Origin of the sequence: Pseudoflavonifractor phocaeensis, from assembly GCF_021531375.1 — a bacterium.
Lineage (GTDB): Bacteria > Bacillota > Clostridia > Oscillospirales > Oscillospiraceae > Lawsonibacter > Lawsonibacter phocaeensis_B.
Genome location: NZ_JADYTU010000004.1, coordinates 1 through 16,707, shown reverse-complemented (window position 1 = coordinate 16,707; position 16,707 = coordinate 1). Strand labels below are relative to the sequence as shown.

At 60.6% G+C, this 16,707-nt stretch carries 13 protein-coding genes and 2 pseudogenes; 3 read left to right on the top strand and 12 right to left on the bottom strand.

The genetic code is table 11. The annotated features are described in order from the left end of the window. Positions 1-3: 3 nt before the first annotated feature. From I6E39_RS02775 to I6E39_RS02760, 4 genes are all read right to left on the bottom strand, one after another. Complete coding sequence (locus I6E39_RS02775; protein ID WP_235379975.1) at positions 4-894, bottom strand: carbohydrate ABC transporter permease; 891 nt, start codon at positions 892-894, stop codon at positions 4-6. A 210-nt stretch (positions 895-1,104) separates the two neighbouring features. Continuing rightward, entirely contained in the window at positions 1,105-2,454 is a 1,350-nt protein-coding gene (locus tag I6E39_RS02770) for an extracellular solute-binding protein (RefSeq protein ID WP_235379846.1), read from the bottom strand. A gap of 151 nt (positions 2,455-2,605) precedes the next feature. Then, positions 2,606-3,463: a MurR/RpiR family transcriptional regulator gene (locus I6E39_RS02765; RefSeq protein WP_235379845.1), complete on the bottom strand. Its 858-nt coding sequence runs from the start codon at positions 3,461-3,463 to the stop codon at positions 2,606-2,608. Positions 3,464-3,502: 39 nt separating this feature from the next. Continuing rightward, positions 3,503-4,705 (bottom strand): AGE family epimerase/isomerase, encoded by a 1,203-nt coding sequence (locus tag I6E39_RS02760; protein ID WP_235379843.1) that lies wholly within the window; start codon positions 4,703-4,705, stop codon positions 3,503-3,505. A gap of 186 nt (positions 4,706-4,891) precedes the next feature. On the opposite strand from I6E39_RS02760, the gene I6E39_RS02755 reads away from it, so the two are divergent. Together I6E39_RS02755 and I6E39_RS02750 are read left to right on the top strand one after the other, a co-directional pair. Then, entirely contained in the window at positions 4,892-6,274 is a 1,383-nt protein-coding gene (locus I6E39_RS02755; RefSeq protein ID WP_235379842.1) for an ROK family protein, read from the top strand. A 3-nt stretch (positions 6,275-6,277) separates the two neighbouring features. Continuing rightward, positions 6,278-6,940, top strand: coding sequence for a GDSL-type esterase/lipase family protein (locus tag I6E39_RS02750; RefSeq protein ID WP_235379840.1), 663 nt, complete (start codon positions 6,278-6,280; stop codon positions 6,938-6,940). A gap of 67 nt (positions 6,941-7,007) precedes the next feature. On the opposite strand, the gene I6E39_RS02745 is transcribed toward I6E39_RS02750, so the two are convergent. Then, positions 7,008-7,634, bottom strand: coding sequence for a DUF624 domain-containing protein (locus I6E39_RS02745; protein WP_235379838.1), 627 nt, complete (start codon positions 7,632-7,634; stop codon positions 7,008-7,010). 273 nt (positions 7,635-7,907) lie between these two features. Here I6E39_RS02745 and I6E39_RS11180 point away from each other — a divergent pair. After that, positions 7,908-8,228: pseudogene (locus tag I6E39_RS11180) on the top strand (transposase); the annotation flags it as partial. 246 nt (positions 8,229-8,474) lie between these two features. Here I6E39_RS11180 and I6E39_RS11175 read toward each other — a convergent pair. The 7 genes and pseudogenes from I6E39_RS11175 to I6E39_RS02710 form a co-directional block, all read right to left on the bottom strand. Then, positions 8,475-8,843 (bottom strand): annotated as a pseudogene (locus I6E39_RS11175) (DUF1538 family protein); the annotation flags it as partial. 350 nt (positions 8,844-9,193) lie between these two features. Further along, on the bottom strand, positions 9,194-9,751 hold the full coding sequence (locus tag I6E39_RS02735) for a 4'-phosphopantetheinyl transferase family protein (RefSeq protein ID WP_235379834.1): 558 nt from the start codon (positions 9,749-9,751) through the stop codon (positions 9,194-9,196). Between the two features lie 2 nt (positions 9,752-9,753). Further along, positions 9,754-9,984 carry an acyl carrier protein gene (locus I6E39_RS02730; protein WP_235379832.1) on the bottom strand — a complete coding sequence of 77 codons (231 nt, stop codon included), beginning with the start codon at positions 9,982-9,984 and terminating at the stop codon, positions 9,754-9,756. Between the two features lie 18 nt (positions 9,985-10,002). Beyond that, on the bottom strand, positions 10,003-11,673 hold the full coding sequence (locus I6E39_RS02725; RefSeq protein WP_235379831.1) for an AMP-binding protein: 1,671 nt from the start codon (positions 11,671-11,673) through the stop codon (positions 10,003-10,005). 27 nt (positions 11,674-11,700) lie between these two features. Then, a complete protein-coding gene (locus I6E39_RS02720; RefSeq protein ID WP_235379829.1) occupies positions 11,701-13,233 on the bottom strand; it encodes an HD domain-containing response regulator in 1,533 nt (510 codons plus the stop codon). Beyond that, positions 13,230-15,155 (bottom strand): histidine kinase N-terminal 7TM domain-containing protein, encoded by a 1,926-nt coding sequence (locus tag I6E39_RS02715; protein WP_235379828.1) that lies wholly within the window; start codon positions 15,153-15,155, stop codon positions 13,230-13,232. Before I6E39_RS02715 ends, I6E39_RS02720 begins: the two co-directional genes overlap by 4 nt. 16 nt (positions 15,156-15,171) lie before the next feature. Continuing rightward, positions 15,172-16,707, bottom strand: a 1,536-nt coding sequence (locus I6E39_RS02710; protein ID WP_235379826.1) for an SDR family oxidoreductase, incomplete at its 5' end; no start/stop codon positions are given.

Here is a 16,707-nt window from a genome sequence, read left to right as displayed (position 1 = left end):
CCCTTACTTCTCTTTGGCCAGCTTGAACTGCAGGGCGGACAACAGACCAATGAAGATGGCCAGAATCACGCCCATCGCGTTAGCATAGCCAAAGTGGCCGGCCTTTTCAGTCAGCTTGAAAGCGGTGTAGTAGATGTAGTACATCACCGTGTTGGTGTTAGAGCCGCCCTGCGTCAGCAACTGAATGAGGGCGAAGCACTGGAAGGAATTGATGGTGGTGATGACCAGGATATACAAAGTAGTGGGCATGATCTGGGGCCACTTGATCTTCCAGAAGACCTGGAGGTTGGTGGCGCCGTCCACACTGGCGGCTTCGATCAGGGACTGGTCCACGTTGCCCAGAGCGGAGACATACAGCACGATGGGCTGGCCTACCGAGGTGGTGAACAGGATCAGGATGATACACCAGATGGCGAAACGGGAATCACCCAGCCAGTTGATGTTCTTTTCGATCACGCCGGTGCTTTTAAGGACGTAGTTGAAGATGCCGGTATAGTTGTCGAACATCCATTTCCACACCACGGTGACGGCCACAGAGCCGGTAACCACGGGCAGATAGAAGATGCAGCGGAAGGCGGACAGCAGCTTGCCGTTGAGCTTATAGATGGCGGAGGACACCCAAAGGGAGAAGGCGCACACCGTGGGGACGCTGACGATGACAATGAGGAAGGTATTCCACAGAGCCTGGAGGAAGGTCTTGTCCTGCCACAGGTCCACGAAGTTCTTCAGTCCGACGAAGTTGCCCAAACCTGCCGTATGCATATTAGCGTCGGTCAAGCTGGTAAGGATACAGATGACCATGGGGATGATGACGAAGCCAACAAAGAAGATCAAACTGGGCAGCAGAAATAAGTAGCCTGAGATATTCTCCCGCCGCTGCAGTGCGCGGCTCATGGCGGGTTGATTTTGTTTGGCCAAAACAAATCGCTCCTCTCTCGGAAAATGGCGGATCAGAACATTCGGCACGGAACTGGCCGGGAGCGGCCTGCGCCGTACATGTCCTTTTATCCGGGAGAAGGACGCGCCCCTTCCCTGCTGTGCGCAGGGAAGGGGCGCGCTACCCTTCTTTCAGTAAGAGTGCTAGCTCGCTGTTTCGTAGATGGATCAGCCCGCGGCAGCGGTGTTGGCCTCGGCCATGAAGGTATCCACAGTGGAGGCGATGTCGGCGCCCTCGCCGATATCCTGGAGCATGTTCCACCAGGAGGTACGGGCCTGGGCCCAACCGGCGGTAACCTGATAGTAGTCACCCAGGTAAGGCATCAGCTTGGAGTACTCGCTCATGATGTCGTTGCCGTTCCAGATGTTGGTCAGGTCGGCGCCCTCGGCGCTGTCACGGACAGCGAAGAAGTTGGCGGCCTGAACGGCGTCGGCAACGTGCTCGGAGTCAGCGAAGTACTTGATGAAGGTCTTGGCAGCCTCGATCTTGGCGGCGTCGCCGTTATCAAAGACGCCAAAGCCCCAGATGCCGCCGCAGAGCTTGGACTCGCCGGTCTCGGAGGGGAAGCTCATGCAAACGATCTCGTCGCCGCTGATGGTCTTGCCAGCGCCGGTATCAGCGCCGTTGGGGTTGAGCTGCTGCGCGATGTTCCAGCAGAAAGCCATCTTCAGCACGCCCTGATAGAACTTGGCGATCTCGTCGCCGCCCTGCAGGGAGGCGTCAAAAGCCACGCCGTCCATGCCCTTCAGCTGCTCCAGAGCCTTGATGTTGGCGGGATCGTTCCAGGTGTAGGCGCTGTGCTCGGCATTGGTGAAGGTGCCGCCGTACATGTTGTTGATCAGAGCGCGGGTGCCCTGGTCACCGCCCTGGCCGCCGCAGAACACGGCAGCGACGGTGTCGCCATAGTGATTGTACAGAGCCTCAACAGCCTTGATAAAGTTCTCGGTGGTCCAGGTGTGGTTCTCCAGATCCAGGTACTGGTCGGCGCCGGCAGCCTTGAAGGCATCCAGGTTGACGCCCATGCAGTGGGCGGTCATGACCACGGGGTACTCATAGACGGCGCCGTCAGCAGCGGTGCAGGCGGCCAGAGCGGAGGCGTTGATCTCGCTCTTATCGGTGTCGTCCAGCATGTCGGACAGGTCCACCAGATAGCCCTTGGCGCCCCAGTTGGCGACCAGGCGCTCGGGGCCTTCCATGATCAGGTCGGGGGTGGACTTGGAGGTGATGGCGGAGTTGACCTTGTCGTCGCCGTCGGCGTAGGCCAGGTACTCGACCTTGACCTTGATGCCGGTCTCAGCCTCAAAGGCCTCCATCAGGGGATTGACGACGTCTTCCTTACCCCAGTTGCCGACGGGGTAGACCCACAGGGAGAGTTCGGTGGCCTCCCCGGCGGGGGCAGGCTGGCTGGTGGAAGCGTTGGCGGAGCCGCTGCTCTCAGCGGGCTTGCTACCGCCGCCGCAGGCGGTCAGCCCCAGAGTCAGGGCCGCGGCCAGAGCAAGAGCAAGAATTCTTTTCATGGTTTTGTGTCCTCCTTGTTTTTGATAAAATTTTCGGGTTTCCGAGCGCTCTATCTAGTCAAATTGTATAAGAGTATAGAGGGTTTGTCAATATAAATTTCAAAAAAATTTCATAGAAATTTTTTTTGAAATTTTTTTTCAAAACCAGCTCTTATACATGCTTTTCCGACAGAGCGTCGGCCACCTGGGCGCGCCGCTTCTTGCAGCCCTCCAGATCCCGGCGGCATACCTCGGAAAAGAGGATGTCGATGAGATAGAGCTGGGCCACCCGTGCCGGGATGGACCCAAGCTGGAGGGGGGATTCCCGGGAGCCGCACTCCAGTACAATGTCGGCCTGGGCGGCTCCGGGGGAATTGAGGTACCGGGTTACCAAAATGATGGTGGCCTTCTGTGTCTTGGCGGTGCGGAGCACATCCATCAGGTCGGTCGTGGTGCCGGAGTAAGAGAAGTAAAGGATGGCGTCCCGCTGGCACAGCTGGGAGGCGTAGATCACCTGCATGTGGGAGTCAGTAACGGGGAAATAACCGGTAAAGGAGGTGGAAAACAGGTGGGCCGCCTCCTGGGCCATAAGCATGGAGCCGCCCTGACCCATACACAGAACCTTATCCGCGCGGAGCAAGGCATCGGCCGCCGACTGGATGGCGCTGGGCCGGATCAGTGTTTCCGTCTCCCGAATGGCGTCCATGCTGGAGACAGCCAGCTTGTGAGCCAGACTGGGGATGGTGTCCTCGTGTGTGACCTCTCCGGTCAGGGGATTGGAGAGGCCGGTGCGGGATGCCGCCGAAGCGGCGATGGCCAGCTTAAAGGCGGCAAAGCCGTTGTAGTTCAGCCGGCGGCAGAAGCGGGAGATGGTGGCCTCCGCCACGCCCGTCGCCTCGGCAAGCTCGGAAATAGACATGGCCTGGGCCTTGGCGCCGTTTGAGATAATAAAATCAGCTACCCGTTTCTCGGCGGAAGTAAACTGGTAGTATTCGTGGGAGAGCAGCTGAAAAATGTCGTTTTCGCCCATGGGAGGTCACCGTCCTTTCGTTATGACCTTGCCCCGGACTCAGCGGGCCAGAAGCTCGCCCAGCATGGTGTCGCACTGGATCAGGCAGCGGGGAAGATGGAAGGGCCCCTTGAAGGTGGAACCCTTGGTAGACGGCATGGTGGGCAGACCGTCCCGGCGCAGGTAGCCGTACCACTCGCCGTTTTCGGGGTCGGCAAAGTGCTCCTTGCAGTAGGTCAGGGTCTTGTCGAACCAGTCCAGATACTTTTCCTCGTTGGTATCCCGATAGAGCATCAGGGAGGCGATGAGGATCTCGTTGTGGGGCCACCACAGCTTCATGTCGTGCTCATAGGCTTCCGGGGGCTTGCCCAGGCAGTCGGTGAAGTAGAGCAGACCGCCGTACTCCTTGTCCCAGCCGGCCTCGATGGCCCAATCAAAGATCTGGGCGGCTTTTTTCACCAGCTCCTGGTCGCCGGTGCGCTTGGCGTGCTCCAGCAGGAACCAGACGCCCTCGATGTCGTGGCCGGGGTTGACGATGCGGCCCTCGGTGTAGTACAGCCGGGGGGTGCCGTCCTCTGCCACGTTCTCCAGCACGCACTTCAGCTCGGGGTGGACATGGTACCGGAAGATCTCGTCCACGCAGGCCTGGGCCCGTTCCTCATACTCAGCCTTGTGCTCGGGGTCCACCTGAAGCAGGGTGCCGATGACGTTGAGGATGATCATGGGGATGCCGAAGGCGCGGCCGGTGCGGGTCTCGGGGATGGTCTTGGGGCCCATGCCCACGGGGTCGGCCATGCCGTGGGCCAGATTCCAGTACAGGTTGTAGGCCCGGCGGGCGCGCTCCAGGTGCTCCTTCTCGCCGGTGACGCCGTAGTATTCGGCATTGGCCAGGGCGTAGAAGGCCTCAGAGAAGTAGTAGCGGCGCTGGCGCAGGGGCTTGCCGTCCTCGGTGACGGTGAAGTACATCCGGTCGCCGGCGGCGCGGTTGATGCAGTACTGCTCCATGAAGTCCAGACAACTCTTGCTGGCGGCCAGCCACTCATCCTTCACACCGTACACACGGCACAGGTGGGCGAACATCCAGCCGCAGCGGCCCTGCATCCAGACGCTCTTGTCGGTGGAGTAGATCTCCCCCTTGCGGTCCAGACAGGTGTACACACCGCCGTGCTCCTTGTCCATGCCGTGAGCAAGCCAGAAACGCACGCTGGCGTCCAGCTCCTGCTCAATCCAATCGCGGTAGGACTGCAAACGATTTTTGTCCATAGGATTCATCCTTTCTCCACATGTTGGGATAAAATAATCCTAGCCTGTTTTGTAGGATACGTCAAGATAAAAAGAAAATTTTTTGCAGACCCTTGACAAAATGAAAAAAACTGTTAGCCTATCAGTAACGGTAAGTGGAGCTTTTAATAAGAAGATATGTGCAACTACATTGAAGGAGGAATTGATGTGAAACACCTTGGCATTGAGGTCACAATCAAAAATGTCCCGTCTCTGGACCCTGGATTCCTTCCCCTGAATCGTTATTATGAGAGCTTCCGCAAGGACGCGAAGGAGCCCTTCGACATTGCGGTGGAGCGGGCCTCCGGCCAGATGGCCGTGTTCAAGACCGCTATCCACGGCACGCCGGAGTTCTTTGACGCCGATGTGTACTATGTGGAGCGGCTGGTCAAGACCCTGCTGTGGATGAAGGGCGGCTTTAAGGTCTACCTGTCCGGCAGCGAGGCGGTGTGCGACGCCATCGCCAAGATGTATGCCGCCGGCGGCCAGCAGGAGTTCGATTGGGATTATATGGCGAGTGTGTTTGAGCAGCCCTTCCAGGTGGTCCGGGTGGACAAGGTCCCCGAGGCCAAGGACGAGCCCAAGCGCATCGGCGGCCATCTGGACGGCTGCCGCATCGGCTTTGACGCCGGCGGCTCTGACCGGAAGGTGTCCGCCGTCATCGACGGCGAGAGCGTGTACAGCGAGGAAGTGGTCTGGTTCCCCAAAACCAATTCCGACCCCGACTACCACTATGAGGGCATCGTGGCCGCGCTGAAGTCCGCCGCCGAGCATATGCCCCGGGTGGACGCGGTGGGCGTCTCCTCCGCCGGCGTGTACATCAATAACCGGACCATGAACGCCTCCCTGTTCCTGAAGGTGCCCAAGGACCAGTTTGACGCCAAGGTGAAGGACATCTATATCCGGGCCATCACCGATACCTTCGGCGACGTGCCCTACGCCGTCATCAACGACGGCGACGTGTCCGCCCTGGCCGGCACCATGAGCCTGAATGACAATAACGTGCTGGGCATCGCCATGGGCACCAGCGAGGCCGTGGGCTATGTGGACGAGAACGGCTGCATCACCGGCTGGCTGAACGAGCTGGCTTTCGTTCCTGTAGACGCGGCTCCCGACGCCATGCGGGACGAGTGGTCCGGCGACATCGGCTGCGGCGTGAAGTACTTCTCCCAGGACTCCGTCATCAAGCTGGCTCCCCGGGCCGGCATCGAGCTGGACGAGAGCCTGTCCCCCGCCGAGAAGCTGAAGGTGGTCCAGAAGCTGATGGAGGCCGATGACCCCCGGGCCGCCAAGATCTACGACTCCATCGGCGTCTATCTGGCCCACGCCCTGGCCCTGTACTTTGATCTGTATCACTTCAAGCATGTTCTGCTCCTGGGCCGGGTCATGTCCGGCAAGGGCGGTGACCTGATCCTGAGCCGCTGCAAGGAGGTTCTGGCCGACGAGTATCCTGAGGTCAACAAGGCCATCCTGCCCAGCCTGCCCGACGAGAAGTTCCGCCGCGTGGGCCAGTCCGCCGCCGCGGCCAGCCTGCCCGAGCTGAAGAAGTAAGGGATGAAAAAGCATATTCTCTGCCTGGGCGATTCCAATACCCACGGCTACTGTGCTGACCCAGCCGATTGTGCCGATGGGGCTCTGGCGCGGTTCAATGAGGAGGAGCGGTGGACCCGCCTGCTCCAGAAGGCCTTGGGCGAGGAATACCTGGTGGTGGAGGAGGGCCTGTCCGGCCGTACCACGGTCTTTGACGATCCCCTGTACGAAGGGCTGAGCGCTCTGACCTACCTCTACCCCTGCCTGAAAAGCCACGAGCCGGTGAGTCTGCTGGTCATTATGCTGGGGACCAACGACACCAAGGAACGTATCGGCGCCAACGCCTACGCCATCGGTCTGGGAATGCGCCGGCTGGTCCAAAAGGCGCAGACGGTGGACTGCTGGGGCCCCAACGGGACGCCCAATGTTCTGGTCATTGCCCCGCCCGCCATCGGAGAGGGGGTCAAGACCTCTGCCGTGGCCGACGAGATGGGTGTGGGCGCGGTGGAAAAGTCCCGTCAGGTGCCCGCAGAGTACGAACGTGTGGCCGCCGAGACCGGGGTCCACTTCCTGGACGCAAACCAGGTGGGCTGCGCGTTCAATCAGGTGGATTTCATGCACCTGACCCGGGAAGGGCACGCCGCCTTGGCCGCCGCTCTGGCAGAGCTGATTCCCACTTTGCTGTAACGGTTCAAAAATTGAAAAAGAGCCTTCCGGTCATAGACCGGAAGGCTCTTTTCATTTTAAGAACGGTTTATTCTTCGCCGTTCTGCTTCAGGAAAGGGGCAAAAATCCGCTCCAGGAAAAAGGAGACGGTGTAGGCGGCCAAGGCGGGCAGAAGGATGACAGAGATCGGCCACCAGAGGATCACGCTCCGTACAAGCAGCACCACCGCGGTGACCACGATGGCCGATGGCAGATGGGCAAAGACCAAACGGCAGGCGGTCCGGACCAGAGCCATGGGGGTAAAGGTAAAGCGGGAGAGGATGGCGCAGGCGAAGAGCCAGACCGCCAGGGGAACGCAGGACAGAAGCTGGTAGGCATAGACCAGCACCCCGGCGGCCTGATTGCCGGCCGCCGCCATGGCGTAGGTGACCCGGAAGACCAGCAGGTAGACCACGACCAGGACCAGAAAAGGCAGAGTCACCAGCAGGGAGGTCTTCAGTTCGGCGCGGAAGGTATTCCAAAAGCGGACGTAGTCCCCGGACTCCCCAAGGCGGACACCGTGATAGACCGCGTCATAGAGCGCGGTGGTGGAGGCACCCAGGGTGACCAGGGGAATGGAGCAGAACAGCCAGCACAGGGACAGGCCGAACAGGTCCATGACCCGGGCGAAGGTGCGCCAGAAGGGGTTGTTGGCGTTGAAGAGAGAAGACAACATAGGCAATTCCTCGACCTTGATCTGGATTGCGCCGCCACAGAGAGAGTCAGCCGGCGGCATGGAGGGACCGCGGAGCGGCCGGCGCATTATAATCATTATACCGCCCGAAGGAGAAAACAGCAAGCCCGGAGAGAAAAACAGAGGGGCCGGTGAGGGATATAGAGAAAATCAGCGGTCGGAGCTCTGGCTCCGGCCGCTCAGTCTGTCGAAAAAGAGCGGCTGGAGCGGGGCTTTTTCTGATAGATATGGTAGAATGGGCAAGGGTGATGAAAGATGCTGGAACGCGGAAAAATGGATCGAGATCTGGTAGAGTTCGTAGTCATAGACCAACTGGTGCCGAAGGAGCATTTGCTGCGAAAGATAGATGCAGCGGTGGACTTCACACAGCTGTATGAAATGGTGGAGCCGCTCTATTGTGAGGATAATGGGCGCCCCAGCATTGACCCGGTGGTGTTGTTCAAGATGGTGCTGATCCAGCATCTGTACGGCCTTCCCTCGCTGCGGCGGACAGCGGAAGAAGTCAGCGCAAACAATTGCTATCGCTGGTTTCTCGGTTATCCCTTGCAGGAGGAAACGCCGCATTTTTCCACGATGAGCTATAACTTCCGGCATCGGTTCACCGAAGAGACCGTGGATCGGGTATTTGCGTGGATTTTGGATGAGGTAGCCAAGGCAGGCTATCTGTCTCCCAAGGCCGTCTTCATTGACGGTACTCACATCAAGGCCAACGCCAACACGAAGAAGCAGATGAAGGAACAGATCCCAGCAGCTGCCAGGAACTATGCAAAAGACCAGGGCGTAAAAAACCAGCAGCAGGCGGCGCAGGGGCACGCTCCGGCGGATACGCAGAGCGGCCACGGCCAGGAAGATGCCCACACCTACGGCCACAGTGACCACCAAAACCTGGGTGTCGATGGCGGGGACCTGCTTGGCCAGAACCTGGAGATCGGGCTCCGCCATGGTGCTCAGCACACCCAAGAGGAAGTAGATCAGCACGGGAAGGAGCAGGCGGCGGGTCCGGCTCAGCGCCACGCCCATCCCGTCTCCCATGGGGATCATGGACATGTCTACGCCCAGCGTAAAAAAGCCCATCCCCAGAACGAGCAGCACAGCGCCGAAGAGGAACAGGACCAGCGTGCCTGGTTCCAGCGGCGCAATGGTGATGGACAGAACAAAGACGATGGCGGTGATGGGAAGGACGGAGGCCATGGATTCCCGGTTCTTTTCGGCCAGCTGTTTGTTGAAATGCAAGGAAGCATACTCCTTTCTCCGGAGATGGGATCGTTGATTGGATTATAAGGGAGGAAAACAGGGGGTGTCAAACGGCGGAAAGGACGGATGTTAAGAAAACGGCGGAGGGCGGAGGGGCGGACGGGAAGAAAAGGGACAGTATCAGCATACGCAAAAGCCCCTTCCAAACATGACGCCCGGAGAGAAATCTCTCCGGGCGTGGCCAAAAAGGGAAAAAACCGCATAAAAAAGCGCCCCGGTGAGGGGCGCAAAGGGCGGAAGCCCTTGACGGTTTCTTTACGGGAAACAGAGATTTTTAACGGGGGAACTCAGAACTCCTGCCACGCCACCGCTCCGATCTGCCGGGCACACAGACACAGACTGTATCCGGGAGCGAAGGGGAGCAGACGCAGCTGGAGACCCGCCTGAACAGGAAAACGCCCCTGGCAGTCCACCACGGAGAAATCGGCGGGGTCGTCGAAGAAACCCCGGCCGGTGAACTTGACCCAGCTCTCCTTGGCGCACCACAGATCGAAAAAGTCCCGGTACTGCCCCCGGGCCAGCCAGGCGTCCTCCAGAGGATGGAAAAAGCGCCGGGACAGCCGGGCCGGGTCGGCGTGGGAACGGTGGATCTGAAGGTCCAGTCCCAGGGGGCGGTCGGCGAAGGCGCACAGCCACCACTCGCCGCTGTGGGTGAGGGAGAAGTGGAGCCCGGGGACCTGGGGGAAAAAGGGCTTCCCCCAGGGACCGGTCCGGAGTTCTCCAAAAGCGCCGGGATCAAGACCGCTGTATCGCTGGGCGGCTTGAACCAACAGCGTATGGGAGCCGTCTCCTCCCTCCTGGAAGGGATGGCGAAAGATCGTGACCGGGGTGCAGTCTGCCTCCATGGTCAGGGCTGGGTGAAGCCCTTATGGGCCAGGTAGTCGATGACGTCCTTGACCTGGTGCAGGTGCCACACCTCCCGGGTGGGGATGGTGGTGTCGAAGTGGTCCTCAAAGGCGCTGATGATGTTCATCACGTCAAAGGAGTTCAGGGCCAGGTCCTGAACGAAGTCGGTCTCATAGGTGATCCCCTGTTTGCCGGTCACGTTGTATACGATGTCCTGGATCAGTTGAAGCATGACAGTTTTCTCTCCTTGTCAGTTGGCGTGCCGCTTGATTTTCTTGGTGCCGGTCTTGTTGAACTCCTTCTCCCGGATGTTGACCAGCTGGATCTGCTGATAGGTGGGCAGGTCCCGGTTGATCTTGTCCACCTCCTGCTGGAGGTGCTCCAGGATCTCGTAGGAGCTGAGCCCCTCGCAGCGCTGGGGATCGGGATAGATGCTGGCAGTGAGCTTCACGTCGTCGGCAAAGGCCCCGTTGGCGGTGCCGCTGACCATGACTTCCTTCACCATGGGGATGGCGGAGAGCAGCTCTTCCAGCTTTTCCGGAGAGACCTTCTTGCCGTTTTTAAAGACGATCAGATTCTTCTTCCGCCCGGTGAGGTAGAGAAAGCCGTCCTTGTCGGTGTAACCCAGATCGCCGGTCCGGAACCAGCCGTCCTCCAGCGCCTGGGCGGTCTGGAGCGGGTCCTTATAGTAGCCCTGCATCACAGAGGGGCCGCGGACGCAGACCTCGCCGTCGTCCAGCTGGACCTCCAGCGTCTTCAGCGGCAGGCCCACAGAACCCATCTTATTGGCATAGTTGCAGTTGACGGAGATGAGGGGGGCGCACTCGGTAATTCCGTAGCCTTGGAGCATCTGGACCCCCAGAAGGTCGAACTCCTCAGACAGCTCCCGGCTCAGATGGGCACCGCCGCAGATAATGAGATGCAGGGTGCCCAACGCCTTCTCCCGCAGCTGTTCCAGGGTCTTGAACTTGACCGGGAGGTGGAGCTTGCGGCACAGTGCGGCCACCTTCATCAGGGTGCGGAGAGAGTCGGCCTTTCCCGCCTTCTCCACATTCAGCCACATCTGGTTGTTGATGGCCTCCACCATCAGGGGGACGGTGAGCATGGTGTCGGGCTTGGCCAGGTGCAGGTCCCGCATGGCGGTCTTGAGATCGCCGTTGATGTACAGATGGGCGCCCCGGAGGAAGGTGTTGAGCACCGCGCAGTTCAGGCCGTAAGCATGGTAGAAGGGCAGGGAGCAGAAGACCCGGTCATAGAAATACACATAGAGGCTGGAGTCGCACAGGTTCTGCATCACCGCCTTCTGGCTGAGCATGACCATCTTGGACTGGCTGGTGGTGCCGGAGGTAAAGACGATCTCGGCGGTCTGGTCCAGAGCCACGGGACAGGGGGGCTGGGGATCGTCGGCCTCCAGGGACCGCCCCAGCTTGTAGAGAGAGTCGATGGCGTCTGCCCGCTCGTCGCCGGACTGCCCGCCCATCAGGATGACGCGCTCCACGCTGCCGCTGTCCAGCAGGGGAAGGCAGATGGGCAGGAAGGTGGGGGACAGGAAAAGCAGATGGGCGTCCGACCGGCAGACCATCTCCCGAATGATGCTGTCGGCCTGCTCCGTATCCACGCACACAGCCACGCAGCCGCAGGATACCACCGCCAGAAAGGAGATGATCCAGTCGGCGCTGTTCTCGCTGACGATGGCCACATGGGAGCCGGCCTCCAATCCCTGGTGTAGCAGTCCCCGGCGCAGATGGGCCACCTTCTGGGTCAACTCCAGATAGGTGAGGGTCTTTTCCTCCTGACGGCGGGTGAACCAGGACAGGGCGGGACGGGGGCCGTAGGTCTTGGCGATGCCCGCCAGAAATTCGGGGAAGGTATCGTAAAAAGGAACGGTGTAATCCGCTTTGTTGTAAGGGCGTGTTTTCATGCCGGACCTCCTGTTGGTAGTTGATGATCAATCTGAAACAAGCTGACAGAGCGCGCGGTCCTGAATTTCCTCCCGCATCTTGTCCCGAAAATCGGGTTCCTGCACCATTGATTGAAAGACTTCCGTGATATGGGCGTCCAGCTGGGAGCCCTTGCACCGGGACAGCTCGTCCATGGCCTTTCGGAACCCCAGGCCCTTGCGGTACTGACGGTCAGAGGTCATGGCGTCAAAGGTATCGGCCACGGCGATGATCCTGGCCTGTTCGGGAATGTCCTCCCCCCGGAGTCCATCCGGGTAACCGGAGCCGTCGATCCGCTCGTGGTGGCTGAGAATGGCGGGGAGAATGGGCCGGAACTGGCTGATGACGGAGAGCAGATCCGCCCCGTTGCGGGGATGGGTCTTGATGATCTCGTACTCCTGGTCGGTGAGCGTTCCGTTTTTCAGCAGGATGTCGTCGGGGATGGACAGCTTGCCCACGTCGTGGAACAGACCGGCCACCCGGACCCGCTCGCAGTACTCCGGGTCCCGGCCCAGCCGGAGGGCGATGTGGTAGGCATAGAAGGAGACCCGGTCAGAGTGGCCGCGGGTGTAGGCGTCCTTGGCATCCACCACCAGGCGCATGGTGCTGACCATCTCCAGATAGCCACTCTTCAGCTGACTGTATGCCTGGTCCAGCTTGTGGTTTTTCTCCTGGACCAGCGCGTGGAGGCGGGCGTTGCAGATGGCGGAGGAGGCCTGGCGGGAGAAGACCTCCATCAGCTGGATCTGGTCATACTTGGGGGCTTCCTTCATGAGGACGGACAGCAGACCGAAGCAGGCCTGCTCGCTGTCCACCAGGGGGAGAATCAGCTGCTTTCCCAACGTCAGGGAGCTTTTGCCCTCCAGCTGGGAGAGCAGGTCCTCCACCTCGCCTTGCGTCAGGGGAGAGAAGCCGTCCCCCACCGCCCGAGAGGTAAAACGCCGCTCCGCACCGGGGGATAGGGCGGGCTGGCAGTAGGAGTCATCCAGGGTAAGGACCGCGTGGGCACAGGGCAGCAGGGAGGAGGCGGTGTGTAGGATGCTGTCGGTGATGTGCTCCATGGAGCGCAGGTCGTGGATGGCGGGCAGGGAGTCCATGATAGAGGACAGGCCGTCCTTATAGCTGCGGATGGTCCGCAGCTGCCGGATGGACTTCACGCAGGATTCCACCAGCAGTTCCAGCTGATCGAACCGGTCGCTCTTTTCATAGTACCCCTGGATGTCCAGCGCCCGGATGGTCTTGATGGGGGGCGCCATGCTCTTGTGGCCGGTGAGCAGGATGATAAAGATATCGTGGTTGAACTGGCGGACCTGCTCCACCACCTGGTCGCCGCAGATGGGAGTCATCAGAAAGTCCAGCAGCAGGATGTCGTAGCGTCCCTGACGGATACGCTCGATGGCCTGGTAGGGGTCGTTTTCCACATCGACCTGGTAACCGGAACGCTGAAAGTATGCCTGGATGGTTGAGGTCATGATGGGGTCGTCATCCAGAGTCAGGATGGAGAAAGCACTTTCCTTGGTGTTTTGTCTGTACTGTCTCATAAGCGGCTACCTCGATTCACATTCGGGATGGGGGGGAGCGTGGGGGAGTCGGCGGTGTCAGGGGATTCGGTGTCTATTGAGTCAGCGGGGTCCAGCGGGATGGTCATGCCGAAGATGGCGCCGCCTCCGGGGTTGTCCTCGCACCACATGGTGCCGTTGAACTTGCCGTGGATCACGGCGTTGGAGATGTACAGCCCCAGACCGCTGCCCTGGGCTCCCTTGCTGGTGACCATCTCCTTGAACAGCCGGTTGCGAATGGTGGGGGAGATTCCGGGGCCGGTGTCCTTGACGTAGATCTTCACCTGGCCGCCCTCCGGCTCCAGCCCCAGGGTAATGCAGCCGCCGCCCACCTGCTTTTGCGCGAAGATGGCGTTGGTCACCAGATTGCCCAGGACCTGGACCAGATTGTTGATGTCGCCGTGAAGGGTGATGTTCCGGGGGCTCTTGTACTCGGCCACCAGAGTACACCCCGCGCTGATGAGTTCGTGGCGCATCAGCATGGTGGTCCGTTTCAGCAGCTCGTCCAAGGTGAAAAGGGACTCGTCAAAGGCGCTGACACTGGTGGCCTGCCCCTTGATGGCGGTAATAATATCCGACATGTAGGCGGTGGACTCCTGAATCTTCTGGAACCAGGCCCGCATCTCGCCATAGATCTCTCGGTAGTCGTCGGCGGTTACGCAGGGGTCGGAGAGGCTGGACAGGCATTCATCAATCAGAGTGTCCGCCGCCGAGATACAGCCGGAGATGCTCATGATAGGGGTTTTCAGATTGTGGGCCAGCCCTCCCATCATCTGGCCCAGGAAGGCGAAGCGCTCCTGCTCCATCATGCGGTTCTGACTGTCCTGCAGTTGGCGCATACTCTTTTTCAGCTGGGTAATATCTTTGAAGATGAGGACATAGCCCACCGTCTTGTTATCCAGCACCAGCTGGGAGACGTCAGTGACGTAGAAGTTCTTCTGGAGCACACCGCCCCGGTTGACCGTGGCCGCCTGCTCATAGGAGATGGTGGACTGGGATTCCTGACAGGCGTCCACGGCGGTGATCATGTTGTAAATGGCGGTCTTTTTGGAGACGTCCTCCTCCTTGACGCAGTCCTTCAGATACCGGTTTTCCGTGATGCCGTACCGGGAGGCAAAGACGGAGGCAAAGGGCTTGTTGTAGTTGAGGACCAGTCCATGGTCGCTGAGGATCAGATAGCAGTCCGAGATCCAATCCAGCATGTACTGGGTGGCTACCGGAGTGATGTCCAGCAGATTGAGCCGGTAGATGGCGATGCCGTTGAACAAAATCAGCGGCAAGAAGCTGAGGGGAGTGGCGGTAATGGGGAGGTTCAGCCCTGAGAAAGTGGCCACGATGCTGACCAGCAGGGGACAGAGCCCGCCCAGGAAAAGCATGAGGCTCTGCTGAGAGTAGAGCTTGCCGGGATTTCTGCGGACGAAGCTGAAGATCAGTCCGAAGCTGATCAGAAAGCACAGGTAGCTGTGCAGGCCGGTGACCAGCACGAAGGGACCGAACTGGATCTCGCTGCGGATGATGGAAAAGACCCGGTACTGCAGGTGGTGAGCGTCATTGGTCAGACAGACGATGACCGCCAGAACGGGGACCACCAGACAAGACAGCGTCCACTTGGGGAGTCGGTCCCGCCCCTGCACAAAGACTAGCGAGATCATGAGGTAAATAGCGGGGATAGAGATGCCCAGATAGGTCAGACTGTCCAAAAATGCCAGAAATTCGATGTGATCCGGCGGTGTGCGCCACATGATGAGCATCAAAACGGCCCAGTAGGAGTAGACCAGCACCAGCCACAGATACAGCTTGCTGAGCAGGGAGCGCTGCTTGGGGCTGTGAAACAGCCAGAAGATAAACAGGGCGATTCCAGCCAGGGTCAGAAGAAATACGGTGGCCGAGAAATCAGATACCACAAGATCTCATCCCTTCTTACAGACGTTCCGCTGGGTCGAAGCGGAAGGCGCGCAGCAGACGGCCTGGACCGGGCACCGCGTCCCGGAAGCCGGCCTTTTCCAGCTGCTGCATGGTCAGAGTACTATCCACCTTGATAGCGGCGCCGCCCTCCTTCAGCTGGTTCCAAAGATTCAGCAGGGGGGCCAGCAGATCGCCGCGGACATCCACCGGGGCGTCCGCAAGCAGCCGGTCAAACTCGCCGTCGGGCAGAACACGCAGATCGGGGACCACCGCCCGGGCGGCCTCCTCCACCGTGGGCGGATTGGGGCCCTGGAGGTGGAAAACCGTCTGGGGGGCGTGGCGCAGAGCTACCGCCGCCTGGGCGCACCAGTCGATGGGAGTCAGCTCCATAGGCGCAGCGGCCATGGAGGCGGGAATGGCGCCCATGGCGTGGATGCCCCGCAGGGTGAGCCAGAAGGCGTTGCTGCCGGGATTTTTCTGGAAGGTGCCGTCCTGCGCCCGGCCCACCAGCCGGCCCAGGCGGAATACCCGGGCGGTGAGGCCGGAGCGGACCGCCTCAAAAACGGCGTCCTCCGCCAGGAACTTGCTGCGGACATACAGGTTCCGCCGCCAGTTCTGGCCGATGTCAAAGTCACGCTCGGTAAAGACGGCGGCCTCGTCACGGCCGGCCAGCCGGTCACCGGCCACGCTGGTGGTGGACATGTGGTAGAGGGGCGCGTTGGCGGCCCGGGCCAGCTTGATCAGCTCCCGGGTACCGCCCAGATTGACAGCCAGCAGCGCGTCGCTGTCGGCGGCGTAGTGGCGCACGTCGGCGGCGCAGTTCCATACCGCGTCCACCCGGCCGGACAGGGACTGGTAGTCCCTGGGGGACAGCCCCAGACCGGCGGCGCTGATGTCGGCCCGGATGACCTCCACCTGGTTCCCCAGACCATCGGCCCAGCCGCTGCCGAAGTACCAGGCCAGGGTGGCCTGGAGCCGGGCGGGGTCCCCGTCCCGCATGGTGCACAGCACCTTGGAGACGCCGTTTTCCAGCAGGGCGCGGAGAATGTGGGCTCCCAGAAAGCCCGTGGCCCCGGTGAGCAGCACCGTCCGCATGACCCGCTTGCCGCCCGAGGGGGACAGGTCGGGGACCTGGCGGGGATATGCCTGCCGGGGGGAGGAGACCACCAGGGTGCGGGCGGAGGAGGCGGAGGGAGCGGGGTGGTTCTGAAGGTCGGCGCTCTGGGGGCAGAGCAGGTTGGCCTGCCCCCTGGCGGTAGGCTGTTCATAGAACTGGGCCAGGGACAGGGTGAGCCGGCTGTTGTTGTAGTAGCTCAGTACGCTCAGAGCGGCCAGAGAGGTGCCGCCCTGCTCGAAGAAGGAACGGTCGGGGTCCACGTCCCGGCAGTTCAGCACCCGCCGCCACAAAGTCAGGATCCACTCCAGACTTCCGGGGACAGCCTCGGAGGGGACAGGCGGTTCCTTGGAGACGGGAGCCGGCTCAGACACCGCCGGAGGGGCGGCGGAAGGCTGACAGATCACGGGGGGCTCCGGGACCGGCTGGGGCGCGGG